This window comes from Candidatus Melainabacteria bacterium (assembly GCA_003963305.1).
In the GTDB taxonomy this organism is placed as follows: domain Bacteria; phylum Cyanobacteriota; class Vampirovibrionia; order Obscuribacterales; family Obscuribacteraceae; genus PALSA-1081.
In genome coordinates this window covers 80,087-97,004 of record RXJR01000010.1, presented here as the reverse complement: position 1 = coordinate 97,004, position 16,918 = coordinate 80,087, and the positions used below count along the sequence as shown (strand labels likewise).

Genomic DNA, 16,918 nt, shown 5'->3' with positions numbered 1-16,918 from the left:
CTATTTGAAAATGCCCGTAATGAGCCTGGAAATCGTCTCGGTTTCCAGGCTCTCCGATTGTGTGCATTGCTGTGTCGTGGTGTAGCTGTGCTCAGTATGGAATGCTGTGTCGTGGTGTAGCTGTGCTCAGTATGGAATGCTGTAGCTGTGCTCAGTATGGAATGCTGTGTCGTGGTGTAGCTGTGCTCAGTATGGAATGCTGTGTCGTGGTGTACGGTACTGCTCAGTATGGAACGCACGCGTCTCGCGTGCTCGTCTTGAGTAATACTATACTATACAGTATGCTGAGCGCCAAAAAACGCACCGAGAGCCCGAAGGCTCAGGGCGCGGTTTTCGGGTTCTCGATGGTGGGAAGAGCTTTGATTGACCGTGGTCAAGTCAAGGCTTTTCCCGTCGATTACACGTGTGCAGATATGAGCGCGCGAACCGTGGTGAACGACGGACCGATGATGAAACCGAGGTCGTCATCGCCCTTCATCGTGCTTGCCACCACTTCCCCGCGTTCGTTGACGATAGGCCCGCCGGAGTAACCCTGCGTGTGCTCCTCGCCGCCGACGAAGGAAAGTGCTTGCTTGAGGATGTCGCCCTCGAGGATGAGCCCGTTGGGACCAACCCCGTTCACGATCGGACCCGCATAGCGTGCCAGATACGAGCACAGCTCGATCGACATGCCGCGCTCCGGGTAGCCGAGCCCGCCGACGATTTCGTCATCGCCGACACTGGTTGCGAAGACAACCGGCTGGAAGAGCCCGTGTCCGCTGACGACCTGCATGAGAGCCAGGTCGTTGGTCAGGTCGACGGCGACGATGCGCGTCTCGTAGAGCCTGTCCATCGAGATGAACGAGTCGAGCTGCCCCGCCACCACATGCAGTGCGGTGACGAAGAAGCCGCGCTTGTCGACGCAGTAGGCAGTGCCGACCGACGACTCGGTGCGGTCTGCTCTCTGCACGCGCGCATGCATCATGCCCACCGACTCGGCGGTGCGCGAGCATGCAGTCTGCAGCTGGTCGATGATTTCATCGAAGCTGCGAGTTGCTGGTTGGATGATCATAGAAGTCTCCCGGTTAGATGTTGAGAAACAACTGAGAGGCACAACCGCAGTCGTGCCCCTCGTGTCGGTCAGCCCTTGCAGAACGCAGCAGGCTGTTGTTCAGTCGCGAATGCCTTCCAGCGTTCGCGTCAGGTGCAGGCGAGCGTTGTCGCGGATGCGCGTCAGCGCACCAGCGGCGGTGCTGCGGGCCAGGTCGCGTACGTGCGATTGTTCGTCGTAGCCGATGCGAGTCACCACGTCACGACCGAAGTTGCCGTAGGCGGTGGTGATGGTGCGCTTGAAAGTGCCCCATTCATTGCGCATGGTCTCGTTGAGACCCCTGAGCTTGCTCAGCTCGGAGTCCATCTCGGCCAGCTTGTCCTCGATGTTCTGGGTGGCTTCCGAGCCGGCGACTGCGCCTTCGAACCAGTTGAAGCTCGACTCGACAATCGCGAGCAGTCCGTTGTGTGCCGCGACGGTGTCGAGGACGAGAATCTGGGTGTTGAGGGGCATGATCGTCATAGTACGAATCCTTCGTTTCTTGCTTGGGCAAACCTGCCTTTACGCGTTGTCGGTGGTGACCGCGTCACGGTTGTGGCGCGGTCGTCGGCGTCTGCACGACTATCAGGCAGTCGTGTGGTCGGTCTGGTAGTACAGGTGCTCGCTTACCAGCGCAGGCATGGTGTTGACCAGCCGGCGCGTCACGACCTCTTCGTAGCGGCTCCTGGGCACGCCATCTTCGAACCAGTTGAGCTCACCGCCCAGGAGCGAGGTGCGACCCTCATCCATGACGATGAAGCTGAGACGGTGTTCGTCCAGCGCTGTTACCAGCGACATGCCGATCTCGGCATTCTGGAACACCTCGTGTCGGCGCGCGTCGATGCGTGCCTTGAGCGTGGCGATGGCTTGCTGCGGAGTTTCGGCCTCGATGCGGAAGAGGACGATGCCTGTAGCTACTAGGTATTTCTTCATACTTGATTGTTGCTCCGATGCACGGGCTTCACAGCCAATGCAGTGCCGGGGCGCAAGTCCTTTGCGTCCCGGTTTGGGGGTAATGACAGAGCACCTTCTTTCGAGGGTGCCTGTCGTGTCGTGATTGGTCTTGAGACCTGATGCAGAACTGCTGCTTGCGCCGAACAGTGCTAGGCGATGATGCCCAGCGCGCTCAGCCGTTGCTTGAGGTCGTCGATGCCCACGAACCGAATCGTGTGCATGCCGAGCTCGGCTGCGGCTGCCACATTGCGCTCCAGGTCATCGACGAAGAGGCACTTGTGCGCGGCGATGCCGCTGCGCTTCAGCACTTCCTGGTAGATGCGCGGGTCCGGCTTCGTGAAGCCCACCTTGTGCGACAAGATGAGCTCTTTGAAGTGGCGGTCCACCTTGAACTTCGACGACAGGAAGCCGTAGTGCGACTCGTTGGTGTTGGAGAGCAGGTAGAGCGGGTAGCGCTTGCCCAGCTCGGTGAGCAGGCCAGCCATCTCCACGTTCTCGTGGAAACCGAAGTTCCACAGCTCGTCGAACTCGGCGATGCTCAGCGTCAGCGACAGCTTCTCGTTGAGCGCTTTGACGAATCCTTCCGTCATCACCCTGCCGTCTTCGTAACCGAGGGCGCCGACGAAGGCGAGCACTTCTTTGAATTGCTCGCGTGTCATGCCGGCGCGGTCACAGAAGCCCTGGCAGACTTGACTCCAGTCAAAGTCGACAAAGACGTGACCCATGTCGAAAACGAGCAGCTCCACTTCCGGTTTTTCCTGCGCTGGGGCGGTGGTACCGCTTGCCATGATAGCAGGCTCCTTGAAGCTGTCCGGGTCGAACGGGTCGATGATTGTCGCGCCACCGCTTTGCGATGACGCGCTGGTACTCGGGGTTTCTTTACTCATAGCTCGCCTCTTTCTGGTTGACAACCGTTGTAAAAAAAGCGAGCCCACTGTGTCAGGTGGCGCTCGCATGCGGCAGGCGATGATTCGCTTACCGCTCTGTTAAACGTCTATCTAGAGCACTTCGAAGAAGGAACTCTGAAAGGCCGCGTTGTGGAAGATCAAGTGCAAGTAGCTGCCCCACACTTTGCGGTCTGCCGAGACGAGTCCGTCCATCTGCTCGTGACCTGGTTGCCAGAGCACTTCGCTGATGGTTTCTTCGTCAGGCAGCGCCTCGTGGAGTTGGCGTTCCTGCACCGCCACTAGTGGCAAGTACGAAGCATCGGATTGCCTCACGAATGAGTAACCGCTGCGTCGTTCCTCGCCCACAACTGTTCCGCCTTTGCCACGCCCGACCAGCAGTTGACCGGTGGTCTTGCTGGAAAGCCATGGCGTCTTCGCGTCGTCTTCGACCCTGGTCGGACCGAAGATGGTGCTGTGCGGCAGGTAACCCAGACCGGCAACCAGCTTTTCGGAACCCTGGCTGAGCCTGGGGTCGTAGAGCCATTGTCCGAGTATCTGGTAGCCGCCGCAAACACCGACGACGATACCACCCTGAGCCAGATGACGCCGAATCGCTTCGGCGCCACCAGACTCGCGCAGGGCAGCCAGGTCGTCTATCGTCCTGCCGGAACCGGGCAGGATGATGACGCGTGCTTTGCCGTCGTAATCCTGAGGCCGAACCCATTCGACCTCGTAGGCAGGATTTCCGCGTAACGGCAAAAACTCATCTGTTGGTCCGCGGAATGGTAGCCGAAAGATCACGATTTTCAAACCGTTTGTCCTCCGTCTCCAGCGGTTGGCTTTCTTACGACCAACTCACTGGCAAAGTAGACTGTCCAGGTGAAGCCAGAGTGGCTCCAGTTCCAGTTCAGTCTTGTCCCTCAGCTGCCGTTGGAATTCGGCATATTCGTTCTTGTACATCTCGAACTTGCGCGGGTCGCCGAGCCCGGAGGATGAGAACTCGACGTTGGCGATGCGATCGCACAGCTTGACGAGCTTGGCGCCCGGTGTGCTGCGAATCTTCTCGTACGTCGAAGCCTTTCTCTCCTTGCGCGTCTTACCCTCGCCGTCCGAGACCGCCCAGGCCATCTGCACAGAGCGCGGGTCGAGTCCTGCCAGCACCAGGTGTGATACCGAGAGCTTGCAGTCTTCGATGACGTCATGCAGCCAGATGGCTTTGCGGACGATATGGCTTCTGAAGCCGAAGCGCAGGGCCACGTTCTCTGCTGCTCGCAAGTGATACGAGTAGGGGAACGGGCCATACGGTTGCGCGCCGTGTGCCTTGATGGCGAAGCGGCGGGTCTCTTTTAGCGTTTTCATGGCTCAATTCCTACTCTCCTCATTGCGCGCTGAGCAGTGCTCGCGCTGGTTGGCTGCAGATCCTCCGCAGGTAAGGGTGTTACGTGATAGGCGCGGGTCGGCACCGCTTTTGATGGCAGTGCCGACCCTTGCCCGGGTGGTTGAGCGCAAGAGCCCGACCGGCTAGCCGGTCAAGCTCCCGTGCTCGTCAGGCGACCTTGCGACGGTTCGGCTTCTTGCCGCCCGTCTTCTTGCCGCCCGTCTTGCGCTTGGCCGGGACCACCGTGCCGAGCTTGATGCCATGGTCGCCGAAGGCCTTGACGATCATGTCCTTGTAGACGCCGCCGAACATCGTCTTGTCCACCGTGAGGAAGGCGCGCAGGTAGTCCGTGAAGAGGACCTTGTGCGCCGGCAGGAGCCGGGTGCCGTTCAGGTAGATCTTGCCGTTGTTGCGCAGCACGTCCTCGACGGTCGTGCCGGGCAGGGTCGCCATGGCGCGCATCAGGTCGAAGTAGGCACCGCCGATGATCAGACCGTCGGTGTGCTCCTCGTGCTCGATGTCGCGCGGGTACTGCGCCTTGTTGTCCTGGTTGCGGATGCCGCTCGGCGCCATGCAGTACTGGCCGATCACGCCGGTGCTGTCGATGATGTCCTGCAGCGTCAGGGTGTGGCCGAGGATGGCACCACCCTTGAAGCGCATCCAGAGGTCGAAGAGCAGGTCGCCGTAGACGTCAGACGTGGCCTCGCCTGCCGCCATGCCCTGCTCGCCGGGGAGGTCCTTGCCGGGAGCCTCGGCGGCGTTGCGCTTGTGCGTGTTCTCGTGCAGGTTGACACCCGGGTCCCACGAGATGTGCTTGACCAGACCGCCGTTCTCGATGCCCGAGCCGACGCCGTCGTGGATCTCCCACGCGTTGGGGTCGAAGTAGGCATTGTCGGTCACCGACTCGTCGTCGATGTAGACCGGGATGGCGCGCGGCACCTTGACGGCGCCCCACGACTCGAGCGTCGCGTCCTGGGTGTTGAGCCACAGGAACGCCACCACCGCCGAGAACTTGGACACCTCGACCTTGTCCTTCGACAGCGGGTCGAACTCGAAGGTGCCCTTGGCGTTGGCCTTGACCGTCTGCCACTTGCCGTTCTCCTTGACCAGCATGGTGTACCGGTCGTTGGCGAGCAGCTTGGGGTTCTTCAGCTCCGTGCCCTCGATGACCGCCTTGCTGACCTGCTGCGTGATCGGCTGCTTGGGGTCGTAGGTCGGGATGCGAAGAAACGTGTTGGCGGCGATGCCGGCCAAGAGCGTCGGGTCGCCGACGCCAGCCTGACGGCGCTGGCTGAAGTGCAGCTTGTTCTCGGCGTAGACGACCTCGCCGTCCTTGGCCTTGACGAGGAACATCATCAGGCGCTTCGGCTCGTCGGCCGCGAGCGTCACCTCGTAGATGGGGTCCATCTTGTTCTCGTGGCTCGAGAGCACGAACGTGCACTTGACCGCGGTCGCAGACGGGATGCCGAGCTTGGCGATGGCCAGCTCGATCGCCTTCTCCTGGGTGATCACCTTGCCGATCGACGCCGGCTTGCGGCCGTGACGAACGGTGGAGTTGACCTGGATGATGTCGCCCTGCTTGTCGATGAACACGTGCACGAAGCCGCCGCGCACGGGAATCGCCGAAGCGAAGCCCCTGACGTTGGCCACCTGCTTGAACTCGACGCGCGTGAACGCCTCGTACTCCTGCGTGTCGCCGGCGACGAGCGTGGCGTAGCGCAGACCGAAGGTCTTCTTGACCGCCGGCGAGTTGATGAACTTGGTCGCGTAGTCGACAGCGTCGCCGCTGAAGGTGTCCGCGAAGAGACCGGCGCCGACGATGCTGCGCACCTCGCCGGCCTCGTTGAAGTCGACCTCGACGTGGGTGTCGCTGTCGGTTGCGATGTCGCGCACACCGGCCAGGTAGGCGGGGCGGGGCGTCGCGATGATGGGCTTGTCGTCGGCCTGGTGCGTGTCGCCGATCAGGCGGCTGACGAGAGCCTCGGTGGGATTGTGCTTCTTCATGGCAAACTTCCTTTCGTGCGCAATCGACCCCGGTCGAAGGCGCATCGGGTTGAGAAATCCACCCGCTGAATGCGTGTGGCTGTTCTGGATAACAAACGGTGTTTCACAGGGGATATTCAGAACCGGGGTGTCTGAACACTTGACCTGTGAAAGTAACGAAATCCCGCATCACCAGAGCTTCTCCACGTGGTCGCCGCTGAAACATGGTGCAGTCTCAGGATGGCGATTATGGAGAGGCAAGAACTGGCGCTACGGGAAGCTAAACAGTCAACTACTCGGCGCCCTAAAGGAACCCAAACTCGTTCGAGACTATGAAGTGCTGCGGACTAGAGTGGGTGAGTGTTTCCTTTTTGGGTTTGGAGAGAAGTTGATATATCCACCGTAGATAAATATTCATGATCAAAGCAATAGGTGATCTTCTAAAACTCTTTGCTGGTTTAGATCTATGGCTATGACAGTTGGTCGCGCGAGCCAGATTTCGAGATAAAGACGTAATAGCTGCGCGAGATAAGTTGTCAGGCAAGCAGAAAAAAGCTACTGGCAGTAACAGTCCTCGCGTGAGTTAGCGCGAACCGTCACAAATGTCGTTTGCTTCATGATTGTGAGAGCCGGCTAACCATATTTGCCGTCCTCTAGTGAGAGCTCTCTCATCTGTTTCTGGTGAAAGATTAAACGGGGAACATCTGTTGACGCAAGCCGCGCCACCTGAGTTTGGCATTAAAAATCTCGGGAACCTACCAGCATTCGCAAAAAAACTGGTTATCAAGAGCTGCGCGAGGCGCACCGGCAATTTGGCGCTAATATTGATAAATAGGCTGATTCAGAGCTCATGAGAGGCTCTTGATCTGAGTTCATTACTCAAAGACATAAATGCTTAACTTTAAGTTGCTTGTCAAGCTGAAAAATACCTAGGGTGATATCAAGTTTCAATTCCCCCACACACCCAGAGCAGCACAAACAAGCACCCAGTTCGATCTCTCTGTACCGCATAGGCTCTTTACCTGCTTGCTCTGAGCTGTGTGTTGGAATTCGTGCATCTGCAATCGGGATGGTTGTAGTTGCCGGAACTTGTCGTCTTATTGGACCCGGTGCTGCTCGAGCTCGCGCAATGACTCAGGCAGTGCCAATTCGGAGATTCGGCTGACACCGACTCTCTCAACCCTGGGGACGGAAGTCCCAGAAAAGAGTGAATATGACAACAACGACTATCACCCGCGTCCCGGGCTCGTTCGCCATCTGCCCGGTCGGTCTTCTGACTGGCAAGGTCGGCGGCGACATCTGTGACGGCGACAGCCTTCGTTCCGGCCTCCTCAGCGACGGTCGCGTCGAGAACATCTTCAACGGCTTCAGCCAGCCGCTGCCCGACAACTGCAAGGAGCGCATCCTCAAGCAGCCGCAGGGCATCCGTGACCTGGTCGCCAGCCTGATTTCGTCCGAGCGCCTCAGCGACGTCACCATGCGTCTGACCGCGGTCGGCAACCAGCTCGACGGTCGCGATGTCGCCGAGGTCGGCTCGCAGCTGGCTCTCAACGACGTCGACGCGTCGGTGCTCGACATCAACAGCGTCGCCCTCACCGGCGCCACCTGTCTCGAGAGCCTGCGCATCACCTACGGCGGCAACGTCGACGATGTGCTCGCGGTCAAGGGTCAGGGTTCCGACGACGGCAACGTGCTCAACTCCGTCGAGGCCAAGCGGGCTCCGGCCTGCATCGCACTCGCGGCTCAGAAGCTCGTTGCCGCCGGCTTCAGCACCGTCGCGGGCCACTTCGACGGCGCTTCGCTTCGCACCATCAGCTTCGTCAAGGGCGGTGGTTCGCGTTCCATCCGCGCCGAGCTGACGTGGATCGTTTAACGGAGTAGGGATTAGTCGCTCTCTCGGGTTTCCCCAGTAGCGATTCGTTTCTACGTGCCTGACACCGCCCCTGGTGCAGGCAATTAATCGCACCTAACCTGCCGGCGTGCCGCCTGGAGACCAGTTCTCCATAGCAGCTCGCCGGTGGAGAGGGCGCTCTAAAAGGAGCATCCTATGTCACTGTCCATTCACAACGCACAGGAGCCTGTTCTGGATCCGTCGACCAAGGTCGTTCTGTTCGACCTCTGGAAGACGCTCGTCACCAGCCACTGCAAGGAGCCGGTCTGGAACCTGCAGGGCATCATCGAGCATCAGGTGTCGCGCCGTGATGGTGGTCGTGTCGAGGTGGTCACCGATGACCAGTTCCTCGAGCACTGCCTGACGACGAACATCACCGATCCGAGCGCGTTTCTCGAGCACGCGGCTTACAAGTTCAACGGCATCGTGCGCCCCGACAGCCTCACCGAGTTCCACAAGGTACTCCGGGGCGAGTCGATGTGCACCGCCGTTTTCGGCGACGTGTTCGAAACCCTGACAGCGCTGCGCGCCAAGGGGTATCGACTCGGCGTGGTCTCCAATGCTTGGGCGTTCCCGTTCGAGCACATCTTCGAGAGGATCAACTTCAACGGTGTGACGCTCGGTAGTTTCTTCGAGCACATCATCGGCAGCTACGAAGTTGGCTTCCGCAAGCCGGAACCTCAGATCTTCCTCGAGGCGGCTCGCCGCTTCGGAGTCGACCCTGAGAACTGCTTCTTCGTTGGCGACAACGTCGAGGCAGACGTTCGTGGCGCTGCCCGCGTCGGCATGCGTCCGGCTCTCATTGACCGTCCGGGGGAATTCTCTCCGGCGGACATCCGGGACATCCCGGGAGCTGTCTACCTGCACGATTTGCGTCAGTTGGTCGCAGCCTAACGGCAACTGACCAGGTCTCGGTTTCTCAAGCGGCCAGGTCGTACGACCGGGCTGCAGAAAGCACCGCACTTAACAGGCCGTGCGCAGCCGGGGAATCCGCCTCGGTTGCGACCGCGCCTTCTACAGAAGGGTGGACAACACCATGTCTAAGTCAATCCCGTTCACTGCGGCGAACTTCCTGCCGCAGAACATCTCGGATTTCTTCGGACACGTCTGTGCCGCGACTGCGCCCCGTGCGCAGATCAAGGCCAAGCCGACCGACTTTCAGGTGGAGGAGGAGCAGGCCAAGCTCAACCTTCTCTGCACGGTCTCGACGGCAAGCGACCTGCCCCCGCACACCGACTTCCCCAAGACGGGCAGGTCGTGGTCGGTCACGGTCGTGAAGCTGCAGATGACCACGTTCCACGTCCGCGCCGACCTCGCCAATCGGCTCGGCATCGACCCCAAGCAGATCACCTACGGAGGTCTGAAGGATCGCTGGGGTAAGACCGCTCAGCGGTTCCACATCGAGGGCGTCTCCTACAGCGAGCTCATGGCCAACTGCCGGCCGCACGAGCTCGTCGACGGACGCGCCGACTACTTCATCAAGGACCCGCTCCCCGGCGGCAAGAAGATGCGCAAGGGCGACCTCTCCGGCAACAAGTTCACCCTGCGTGTGCTTCTGCCGGGGATGTCGGCGGCTCAGATCGAGGGCTACCTGGCTCCCATGCTGGCGCACCTCCACGCGAATGACTACGGCTTCCCGAACGCGTACGGGCATCAGCGGCTTGGTCTCCGGCAGAACACCCTGTCGGTTGGCAAGACGTTGATCGAGCAAGGTCCGGGTCCCGCCATCAAGCTCTTCCTCACCGACACGTCTCCCAACGAGGGTCCGCTCGCCACCCAGGTGCGCGGCGAACTGCTGGAGCTGTGGAACGAGGCGGAGCGGCAGGCCGCTGAGAAGGGAGAGAGCATCGAGCAGCAGTACATGGAGTTCGACTCGATGCGCTCCCGTCTCGAGCCGCTGCGCAAGAAGTGCAACATGACCATCGAGTGCGACATCGTCGAGAAGATCCTCACGGTCGGCTACCGTGACGGCTTCCGCGCGGTCATGGCGCAGATGAAGGACGAGTTCTCCCTCTGGGTGGGCGCGTACCAGTCCTTCTACTTCAACCAGATGCTGTCCCGGGTCATCTCGGGGCAGTTCACGCCGAAGGGGCGGTCCATCCCGCTCTACATCGACGACCCGGTGGCCAATCGCTTCTACCGCAGGTTCCTGCCGGAGGCGATCCCCAGCCGCATCGACCGCGACGTCAGGGAGCTCTTCCTCAGCGCTCGCGGTGACGGCGGCGGACCGTGGCGTCAGCTGTTCATTCCCGTCAAGGATCTCAAGGGTCGCTACGAGGATGAGCAGTGGTTCGTGACCTTCAGCCTGCGTTCGGGCTCGTATGCCACCACGTTCCTGGGAACCATCCTCGACCTCGAGGGCAACTCCCGGGTGGCGGCTGACGAGCGCGCCTGCGCCTGACGGCAAGGGCTTCGTGCACAGGTCCGGAAACGGACCGTTACTACCTCAGGCTCGAACCAAGGCGGGGTCAACTCGCCGGCGTTCGAGCTTGAGGCTTCATCGGACCGGGCGTCGAAAAACGCCCATCGTAACCAATCAGGAGAATCAAGTATGGCGGAATTCGTGAAGGGTGACCGGACCAACCGCAACAGCGCTCGCTTCGGCGGCGAGACGGCCTGGCGTCAGCACCGCTTCGACGACAAGTCGACCGGCGTCAACGCCCGTCGCCGCTCGGCGGACCAGGCGTTCGCGTTCGCGCTGCTCGACGTCGAGGGCGACCTCGAGGAGGAGCGCGGCTCGACCAACATCTGCGCGTGCACGGGCGTCAAGCCGGTGCGCGACGGCGTCGTCCGCGAGGACGGCATCACGCTGGTGTACGCGGGCGGCAAGCTGCTCGCGGCCCACTGCGGCTAGTCACCCGCACCACGTCCGGTGCGCGCCTCATCTCGAAGCGCGCACCGGTTCTGTCTTCAACTCTCAATTCGCGAAAAGCGGAAAGGTGAATTCAAATGAAAACGCAACTGGAACAGGGCACGGGTCGCGCGACCCAGCCCGCATCGAGCAACGTCTTCGGCGTCATCTCCAGTGCCCTCGCCCGTACCGGCCGCCAGCTCGGCTGCTGGGACACGAACCGTTTCGACGACGGCTCGCAGCGCAGGGACGTCATGCCCGACCCGTCGGTGACGCACGAGAACCTGGCGTACGCCTACGCCACGTCCTGACGGGCGGCAGGCAAGCGTGGTCATGAACACTGAGGTGTTCTGACGGCGCTTGTTCTCAGCCTGCAGTGCAGACGGAAAGCGGGGCTCCTTCGGGGGCTCCGCTTTCTTGTCGCACTCTCTCGTTTTTCTCATCTCTAACTAGACATTCGCCGAAAGGGGCGAACAAGGGAGAATTACCGTGAACATGACTGCTAAGAGGTCGGCACTTTACCTGGCGTGGATGCAGGAAGTGCCGGCTCATCTCAAAGACCTCGACGGCATCAAGTGTCAGCTCGCTGCTGCCGCTTGCGTCGTCACTCATCTCGAATCCCGTGGCTGTGGTTGGACATTCACGCCCACCACTCCCGGCTCCGACGAAGACCGCCGTGGTATCGACGGTCATCTGGAGAGCAATGGGCGTCGCATTCCCGTCGACTTCTCGCTCGAGAGCGCCGAGAACCCGGCCGGTCACAAGAAAGACCAGGTCTGGCTCGTGCATCTCAGGCGCACCTGGTTCACGCCAGCTGTCGACGGTGTCGTCCACGTCGTGCCCAGCTGCGAGACGCATCTGTTCCGTTCCTTCTTGCCTGTCCTCCAGGCTGGAATGGCGCTGATCGCTTCGTAGTCGGGGAACTACTACAACAAAGCATGACGCCGGGGTGCCACCAGAAATGGTGGCGCTTCGGCGCTTTGCTTTTTGTCGTTTATTACTATAAATTATAGTGTAAAAGGGCTTTTCCTTTACGAGAACAAGTGTCCATGCAGTTTTTGTTCAGATTTTATGTCTGAAATTATCAGGCGCTGGGCATATATGAAACAAGACCGCTGTTCTTTTGCGCAGGCCAGGCATGAAAAAAAGAAACAAGTTTTTCTCTCTCCTGCTCTCATCGCTCCTGCTTGCCTCCCCCTCCATCTCCGCTGCTGCTGCCGGTCTCGGTGGTTTCATGCCGGTTGTTTTGATACCTCGCTCGGGCGCCTTTGTGATCGATTCAGGTGCCGTCGATTACGTTCAGCAGTCGAAGTATATTCGTCATTACGACCAGATCTGGCAGCTTGTGCAACGACACTTCCTCTATCGTAATCGTCTGCACAACTGGGGCCGCTGGCGGCATAGATTCGACGAGCAATTAACTTCGTCTGAGGCGATGCGAGCAGCCTGTGATGCCATGCTTGCATCGCTCAACGACCCTTACACCTACTATCGTGACGTTTCCGCCACAAGCGAACGCCAGCAGGAAGACCTGGAAACCAACGTCGTCAATTACAAATTCGTGAGCAAGAATGTGGGCTACATTCGTCTCAAGACATTTTGTTCTAAGAACTGCGTCGGAGAGATGCGCAACGGCATGCAGCAATTGCATGGCGCCCGTGCCATTGTCATGGATTTGCGCGATAACAAGGGCGGCTCTGTCGAGGATGCATTCAGTATCTTTTCCATGTTTGTGAGAACGGGAAAGTTCGCCTCTATGACTGGCATCGACGGCAAGAACGTTATTAAGGAGCGGCTCAGCGTCGGCAAGACAAAATTATTTGATAAGAAAGGGCGTTCCACAAAAATTCGCAGTCGTGAGCAGAACCTCTCCAGAGCAAGACCGCTGCTCGTTTTAGTGGACGGAAAGACAAAATCTGCAGCCGAGATGTTGGCTGGAGCTTTGCGTGATAGCGCCGGGGCGAAAATAATCGGCACAAAAACTTATGGTAAAGGCGTGATTCAGCGGGTCTGGGAGTTTGACGATCAAACCAGTGTCAAGATCACTTCCGCGGCTTATAAGCTGCCTTCTGGTGCCACTATCCATGGTGTCGGAATCAAGCCTGCCATCAAAGTCGCTGCCAGCAATTCTGACAAGCAGTTGCAACTGGCAACCCGGTTACTCAGGGGTACTCACAATGGCAGGAAAGTGCCTGTTCCTATCAAGTAAAGAGAACAGTCAGCTTTGCAACGGAAGATGAGCAAACTTTGAATCGCTGTGCTGTGCTGCTTCCAGCCGTGATCTGGTTGGACTTGCCCCGATCAGTATGTAGACAGATTGCACAAGTGCAAGATATGATCGCCCAGTTACCAAGACGTTGCGGCCTCTGCGCGCGACATTGCATGGAAGCCCTATGTGGTTTGAGATTCTAGCCTGGATTTGTATAAGCTACGTGATCATCTCTTTTGGTGAGCATTCCATTCACAGATGGTTCATGCATCGAAAAGAATTGCCGCAGCGATTCATGCCGAAGCAGATGTGGATCTATGAGTCGCACGCTGTTCTTCACCACGGCGTCTACTACAAGAAATTCAATCACGAGCCCGATGAGCATGGGCGTTTTCACAATCTTCACCTGGAGATAATGCTCAACCTGGTTGTCTTCGCTCCTGTCTGGTTGACATTGATGTTGTTCAACCGGCTTGGCGGCTCCATCCTTCTGGGCATGATCATCTTGCATCACCTCTGTTGGAATCTTATTCACGAAGAGATGCATGTTCCGACCAAGCCGTGGCTCTCGAACAATCCGCTCTATAAAACCCTGGCTCGTTATCACTACCTTCACCACAAGTATCCCGGTCGCAATTTCAACATTGTCTGCCCTCTCGCTGATCATTTGACTGGTCAGGTGGCAAAGGCTAAACCGGAAGATGTGGCGATGATGAAAGAGTTGAATCTGGTCTAAGACTTGTTCCAGGCGGTGTCTGAGAATTTGAGCACGCCCGCCCTGAATCGAGTTAGAGAAAAGATCAAGGCGGCATTTGCAGATGTTGCGCATCCGGCCGCTGGTGAGATCGCTTGCGACTGTCAGAGCAAAAGCTGCGAAGGTTTGGCTATGGAAGTCGAATTCAAGCCGTTTTCCTGGCAAGATGTGCCCGGCCGAGTCGTCGACAAATTTGCCCAGTCATTGCCCATATTTACAGACCAGGGCTATCAATATTTCTTGCCAGCCTATATGATGCGAGCTCTGGAAAAGCCTGATGGCGACGTCTGGGAAGCAGTTATCTCAGGTTTGCCGGGTGGCTCCCCCGGTCTTTCCCTTCTGCCACCAGATGCGATGCTACCGGGGCTCTCAAGCGAGTTTCTCAAAGTTACCCAGCTCCTGGAAGAGCATGAGTCTGAGCGCCTGGATGAGTTTACTGGAGCGCAAATAGAAGCGATGATTGAATTCGTCGAATACTTGATTGCTTATCCCTCTGAACGAACTCCTGATTTTATAGAAGAACTGTTCTCCAGATCTGAGTCTCTGGCGGCTTATTTGCGCGCTCATTCAGGCTAGAGCTGAGTGTTTGAGGAGACGCGCTCTTCGAACGTGAGGGGAATGAATGGAAAATTTGCAGGTGCGGATGGTTCACGAAGATTTGCTTCAGGCGCCCGTTTTCGATCTGCCGCAACCATATTCGATGCGGCTGTTCGAGCCTGGTTACGAGCAGGTCTGGCTGCGTATTCATGAGCGATCTGACCAGCATAATGTTTTCACGCCATTTGTCTTTGTCGATCAGTTTGGGCGTGATTTCAATTTGCTTTCCGAACGCCAATACTATCTGCTTGACGGTGATGCTGAGCCGGTCGGCACGGCTACGGCCTGGGACGAGCGCCGCGGCTTGCATAGCGGCAGGGTGCATTGGCTGGCCATTGTACCGGAGCACCAGGGGCGGGGCTTGTCTAAGGCGCTTCTTTCAGCTGTATGCCGGAAGCTTGTCCTGGTAGGACATCGCAAAGGGTGTTTGTCGACTTCGACAGCCCGCCTGGCGGCAATCTGTTTGTATTTGCAGTTTGGTTTCCGCCCTTTGATCCAGTCTGACGAAGATGAAGTGGCCTGGTCGCAGTTCGAAAATCAATCGGGCATCAGGTTGCCGTCTTAATTCAGCTTGGCTGCTTTCACGGCCGTTTCTATTTCATCCCAGCGCTTCATACTCTGTGCGTTTATTTGTGACGGCAACTTTCCTTCTCTGGCCAGTTTGCGCTGGTAGAGTACCGATTTGATCTTGGCTCTGGGAGTGGCAATGAGCGAATAAGTCTGACCGCAGGCCTGTGAAATTCGCCCGGCAAAACTGATCTGGTTGGCTCGAACGCGGTCGTCTGGATACTGGAAATAAGAGACAGTAGAGCAGGTAGAACGCGCCAGGGAGAAAAGACCGATGATTGGACCGGCGATGGCTTGCTGGTCAGCGACGCGGTGGAGCCGGTTGATTTCGTTAGTTTCTCGTTTCAACGATTGATCGACGACCTGTGACTGCATGCACAGGAAGGCCAACTCGCGTATTGTGGCGTCGCTTGTATCGAATGCCATTCTTGGATCTTCGGGGAAGACATCTGCGAAGTCTTGCCACTTTTCCTTCAGCTGTTTCATCGTGCGTGGCTTTGTCTGAGGGAATACGCGCTCAAGATGCTTGAGTTGACGGTGTGCGATGTATCGACCCACCGCCGTGCGTATGATCGGGTTGCTTGTCACCATGCTGTTGGCGACTATATTGGTGACCGCTGCCAGACCGACATATTTGCGGTCCGTATAGCCCTTGAGCGACATGCATGAGGCGCTGAACTGCAGCAGTGCCTGGGCTGTGTCGATGGCATAGAAGGTGTTTTCACTCCAGGCTTGTTCTCTCGAGCGAGCGCTGAAGTTTTTAAATGAGTAAAGCAGTTGATTGCGGATATGTTTGAGCAGTCGTCCTTGTAATTGCAGCGATTTCAGATTCGGTAGCTCAGGATTGGCGGACAGTACGGCTTCTCTTTCAGCGAGGAGTCTGTCTATTTTTTCTATTGAATGCCGTACGAAAGTCTCCGATTTACCTGGAGAGAAGCCATTCTGCGCAGCACGCCATGCGACATAGCCGTTGTGGAGCAATTCGATTGAGGAGCTGGTGGCTGTGATCGTCTGCCCTGTGATTGCGCATGCCAGACCGCCTTTGACTGATGTACTGGAAATTTTGTCAGGGTCGTGCAAGCCCCGGGCGCGTTGACTTAAATCGGTCAAGGTGTTGGCAAAACTGAGGCTGGTACCGGTTTGCTGCTCGATTGGATAGATCCATGAACGCCAGAAGCCGGTGCGATTGGCCTGCATGTGAAAGCGTAGCCTGAATCTTGCCAGGTCGGCGCATTCGAGGATGATGCTTCGATCGAGCTCGAAAACGGCTTTGCGTGCCGTAGAGGCAGGCGGCGAGTCCTGGTCTGCCGGAGCGTTCCAGGAAAGAGACCTGGCGTCGGCAGATTTTGAGCCGGTAGCGTTGGAGTCAGAAGCGGGGGAGTCGGTTTCGGAAGCGGTCTTCACCTGGTCGGTGGATGAAGTCTGGGGCGAGTTTTGCTGAGCCTGGGCCGATGAATTGGTGGGGCAGGCAGACAGTGTGATTGCCACTCCCAGTAGTGGCGCCATGAGACGAGCGAACATGCTGTTCGAGACAGCCAGTTTGGATTTATCCCGACCTTGTGGTTGTAACCTCATCCTGCTTTTCAAGAGTGGTCAACCTGTCGCTGTGGCGGGATCCGTGTTGAAGGCTGCATTGCCGTCCAGGCTAGTTTATCAGCTCGGATGTAGCTATTTGACCAAGCTTGAGCCGGTTCATGTCAAGCATTTGTCCTTTTCAAAACTGCATGTCATCCTAGACGCGGTATCACTGTGGCGTCTGTACCATGTTGGGAGTGTTT

The 16,918-nt window shown here is 58.0% G+C and carries 18 protein-coding genes; 10 read left to right on the top strand and 8 right to left on the bottom strand.

The window, feature by feature from the left end; translation table 11 throughout:
- Window positions 1-397: 397 nt before the first annotated feature.
- The 7 genes from EKK48_12880 to EKK48_12850 form a co-directional block, all read right to left on the bottom strand.
- A complete protein-coding gene (locus EKK48_12880) occupies window positions 398-1,051 on the bottom strand; it encodes a serine protease (GenBank protein RTL41807.1) in 654 nt (217 codons plus the stop codon).
- A gap of 99 nt (window positions 1,052-1,150) precedes the next feature.
- Window positions 1,151-1,552 (bottom strand): hypothetical protein, encoded by a 402-nt coding sequence (locus EKK48_12875; protein ID RTL41806.1) that lies wholly within the window; start codon window positions 1,550-1,552, stop codon window positions 1,151-1,153.
- A gap of 102 nt (window positions 1,553-1,654) precedes the next feature.
- A complete protein-coding gene (locus EKK48_12870) occupies window positions 1,655-2,002 on the bottom strand; it encodes a hypothetical protein (protein ID RTL41805.1) in 348 nt (115 codons plus the stop codon).
- Between the two features lie 170 nt (window positions 2,003-2,172).
- Window positions 2,173-2,979 carry an HAD family phosphatase gene (locus EKK48_12865; protein RTL41804.1) on the bottom strand — a complete coding sequence of 269 codons (807 nt, stop codon included), beginning with the start codon at window positions 2,977-2,979 and terminating at the stop codon, window positions 2,173-2,175.
- A gap of 42 nt (window positions 2,980-3,021) precedes the next feature.
- Window positions 3,022-3,720, bottom strand: coding sequence for a hypothetical protein (locus EKK48_12860; GenBank protein RTL41803.1), 699 nt, complete (start codon window positions 3,718-3,720; stop codon window positions 3,022-3,024).
- Between the two features lie 45 nt (window positions 3,721-3,765).
- Window positions 3,766-4,269: a hypothetical protein gene (locus tag EKK48_12855; protein ID RTL41802.1), complete on the bottom strand. Its 504-nt coding sequence runs from the start codon at window positions 4,267-4,269 to the stop codon at window positions 3,766-3,768.
- Between the two features lie 187 nt (window positions 4,270-4,456).
- Window positions 4,457-6,292 carry a hypothetical protein gene (locus EKK48_12850; GenBank protein ID RTL41801.1) on the bottom strand — a complete coding sequence of 612 codons (1,836 nt, stop codon included), beginning with the start codon at window positions 6,290-6,292 and terminating at the stop codon, window positions 4,457-4,459.
- 1,192 nt (window positions 6,293-7,484) lie between these two features.
- Between EKK48_12850 and EKK48_12845 the strand changes: the two genes are divergently transcribed.
- From EKK48_12845 to EKK48_12800, 10 genes are all read left to right on the top strand, one after another.
- The gene (locus EKK48_12845; protein ID RTL41800.1) at window positions 7,485-8,144 is read left to right on the top strand and encodes a hypothetical protein; all 660 of its coding nucleotides are present in this window, start codon (window positions 7,485-7,487) and stop codon (window positions 8,142-8,144) included.
- Window positions 8,145-8,318: 174 nt separating this feature from the next.
- Window positions 8,319-9,056 (top strand): HAD family hydrolase, encoded by a 738-nt coding sequence (locus EKK48_12840; GenBank protein ID RTL41799.1) that lies wholly within the window; start codon window positions 8,319-8,321, stop codon window positions 9,054-9,056.
- A gap of 142 nt (window positions 9,057-9,198) precedes the next feature.
- The gene (gene truD, locus EKK48_12835; protein ID RTL41798.1) at window positions 9,199-10,563 is read left to right on the top strand and encodes a tRNA pseudouridine(13) synthase TruD; all 1,365 of its coding nucleotides are present in this window, start codon (window positions 9,199-9,201) and stop codon (window positions 10,561-10,563) included.
- A 150-nt stretch (window positions 10,564-10,713) separates the two neighbouring features.
- Window positions 10,714-11,016 (top strand): hypothetical protein, encoded by a 303-nt coding sequence (locus EKK48_12830; protein ID RTL41797.1) that lies wholly within the window; start codon window positions 10,714-10,716, stop codon window positions 11,014-11,016.
- A 95-nt stretch (window positions 11,017-11,111) separates the two neighbouring features.
- Window positions 11,112-11,324, top strand: coding sequence for a hypothetical protein (locus tag EKK48_12825; GenBank protein ID RTL41796.1), 213 nt, complete (start codon window positions 11,112-11,114; stop codon window positions 11,322-11,324).
- 184 nt (window positions 11,325-11,508) lie between these two features.
- Window positions 11,509-11,928, top strand: a complete 420-nt coding sequence (locus EKK48_12820) for a hypothetical protein (GenBank protein RTL41795.1) — start codon at window positions 11,509-11,511, stop codon at window positions 11,926-11,928.
- Window positions 11,929-12,151: 223 nt separating this feature from the next.
- Window positions 12,152-13,222: a hypothetical protein gene (locus EKK48_12815; GenBank protein ID RTL41794.1), complete on the top strand. Its 1,071-nt coding sequence runs from the start codon at window positions 12,152-12,154 to the stop codon at window positions 13,220-13,222.
- A gap of 184 nt (window positions 13,223-13,406) precedes the next feature.
- On the top strand, window positions 13,407-13,958 hold the full coding sequence (locus EKK48_12810) for a hypothetical protein (protein RTL41793.1): 552 nt from the start codon (window positions 13,407-13,409) through the stop codon (window positions 13,956-13,958).
- A 27-nt stretch (window positions 13,959-13,985) separates the two neighbouring features.
- Window positions 13,986-14,552 (top strand): hypothetical protein, encoded by a 567-nt coding sequence (locus tag EKK48_12805; GenBank protein RTL41792.1) that lies wholly within the window; start codon window positions 13,986-13,988, stop codon window positions 14,550-14,552.
- A 46-nt stretch (window positions 14,553-14,598) separates the two neighbouring features.
- Complete coding sequence (locus tag EKK48_12800; GenBank protein ID RTL41791.1) at window positions 14,599-15,138, top strand: GNAT family N-acetyltransferase; 540 nt, start codon at window positions 14,599-14,601, stop codon at window positions 15,136-15,138.
- Here the strand turns inward: EKK48_12800 and EKK48_12795 are convergent.
- Complete coding sequence (locus tag EKK48_12795) at window positions 15,135-16,715, bottom strand: hypothetical protein (GenBank protein ID RTL41790.1); 1,581 nt, start codon at window positions 16,713-16,715, stop codon at window positions 15,135-15,137. The genes EKK48_12800 and EKK48_12795 overlap by 4 nt on opposite strands.
- Window positions 16,716-16,918 lie beyond the last annotated feature (203 nt).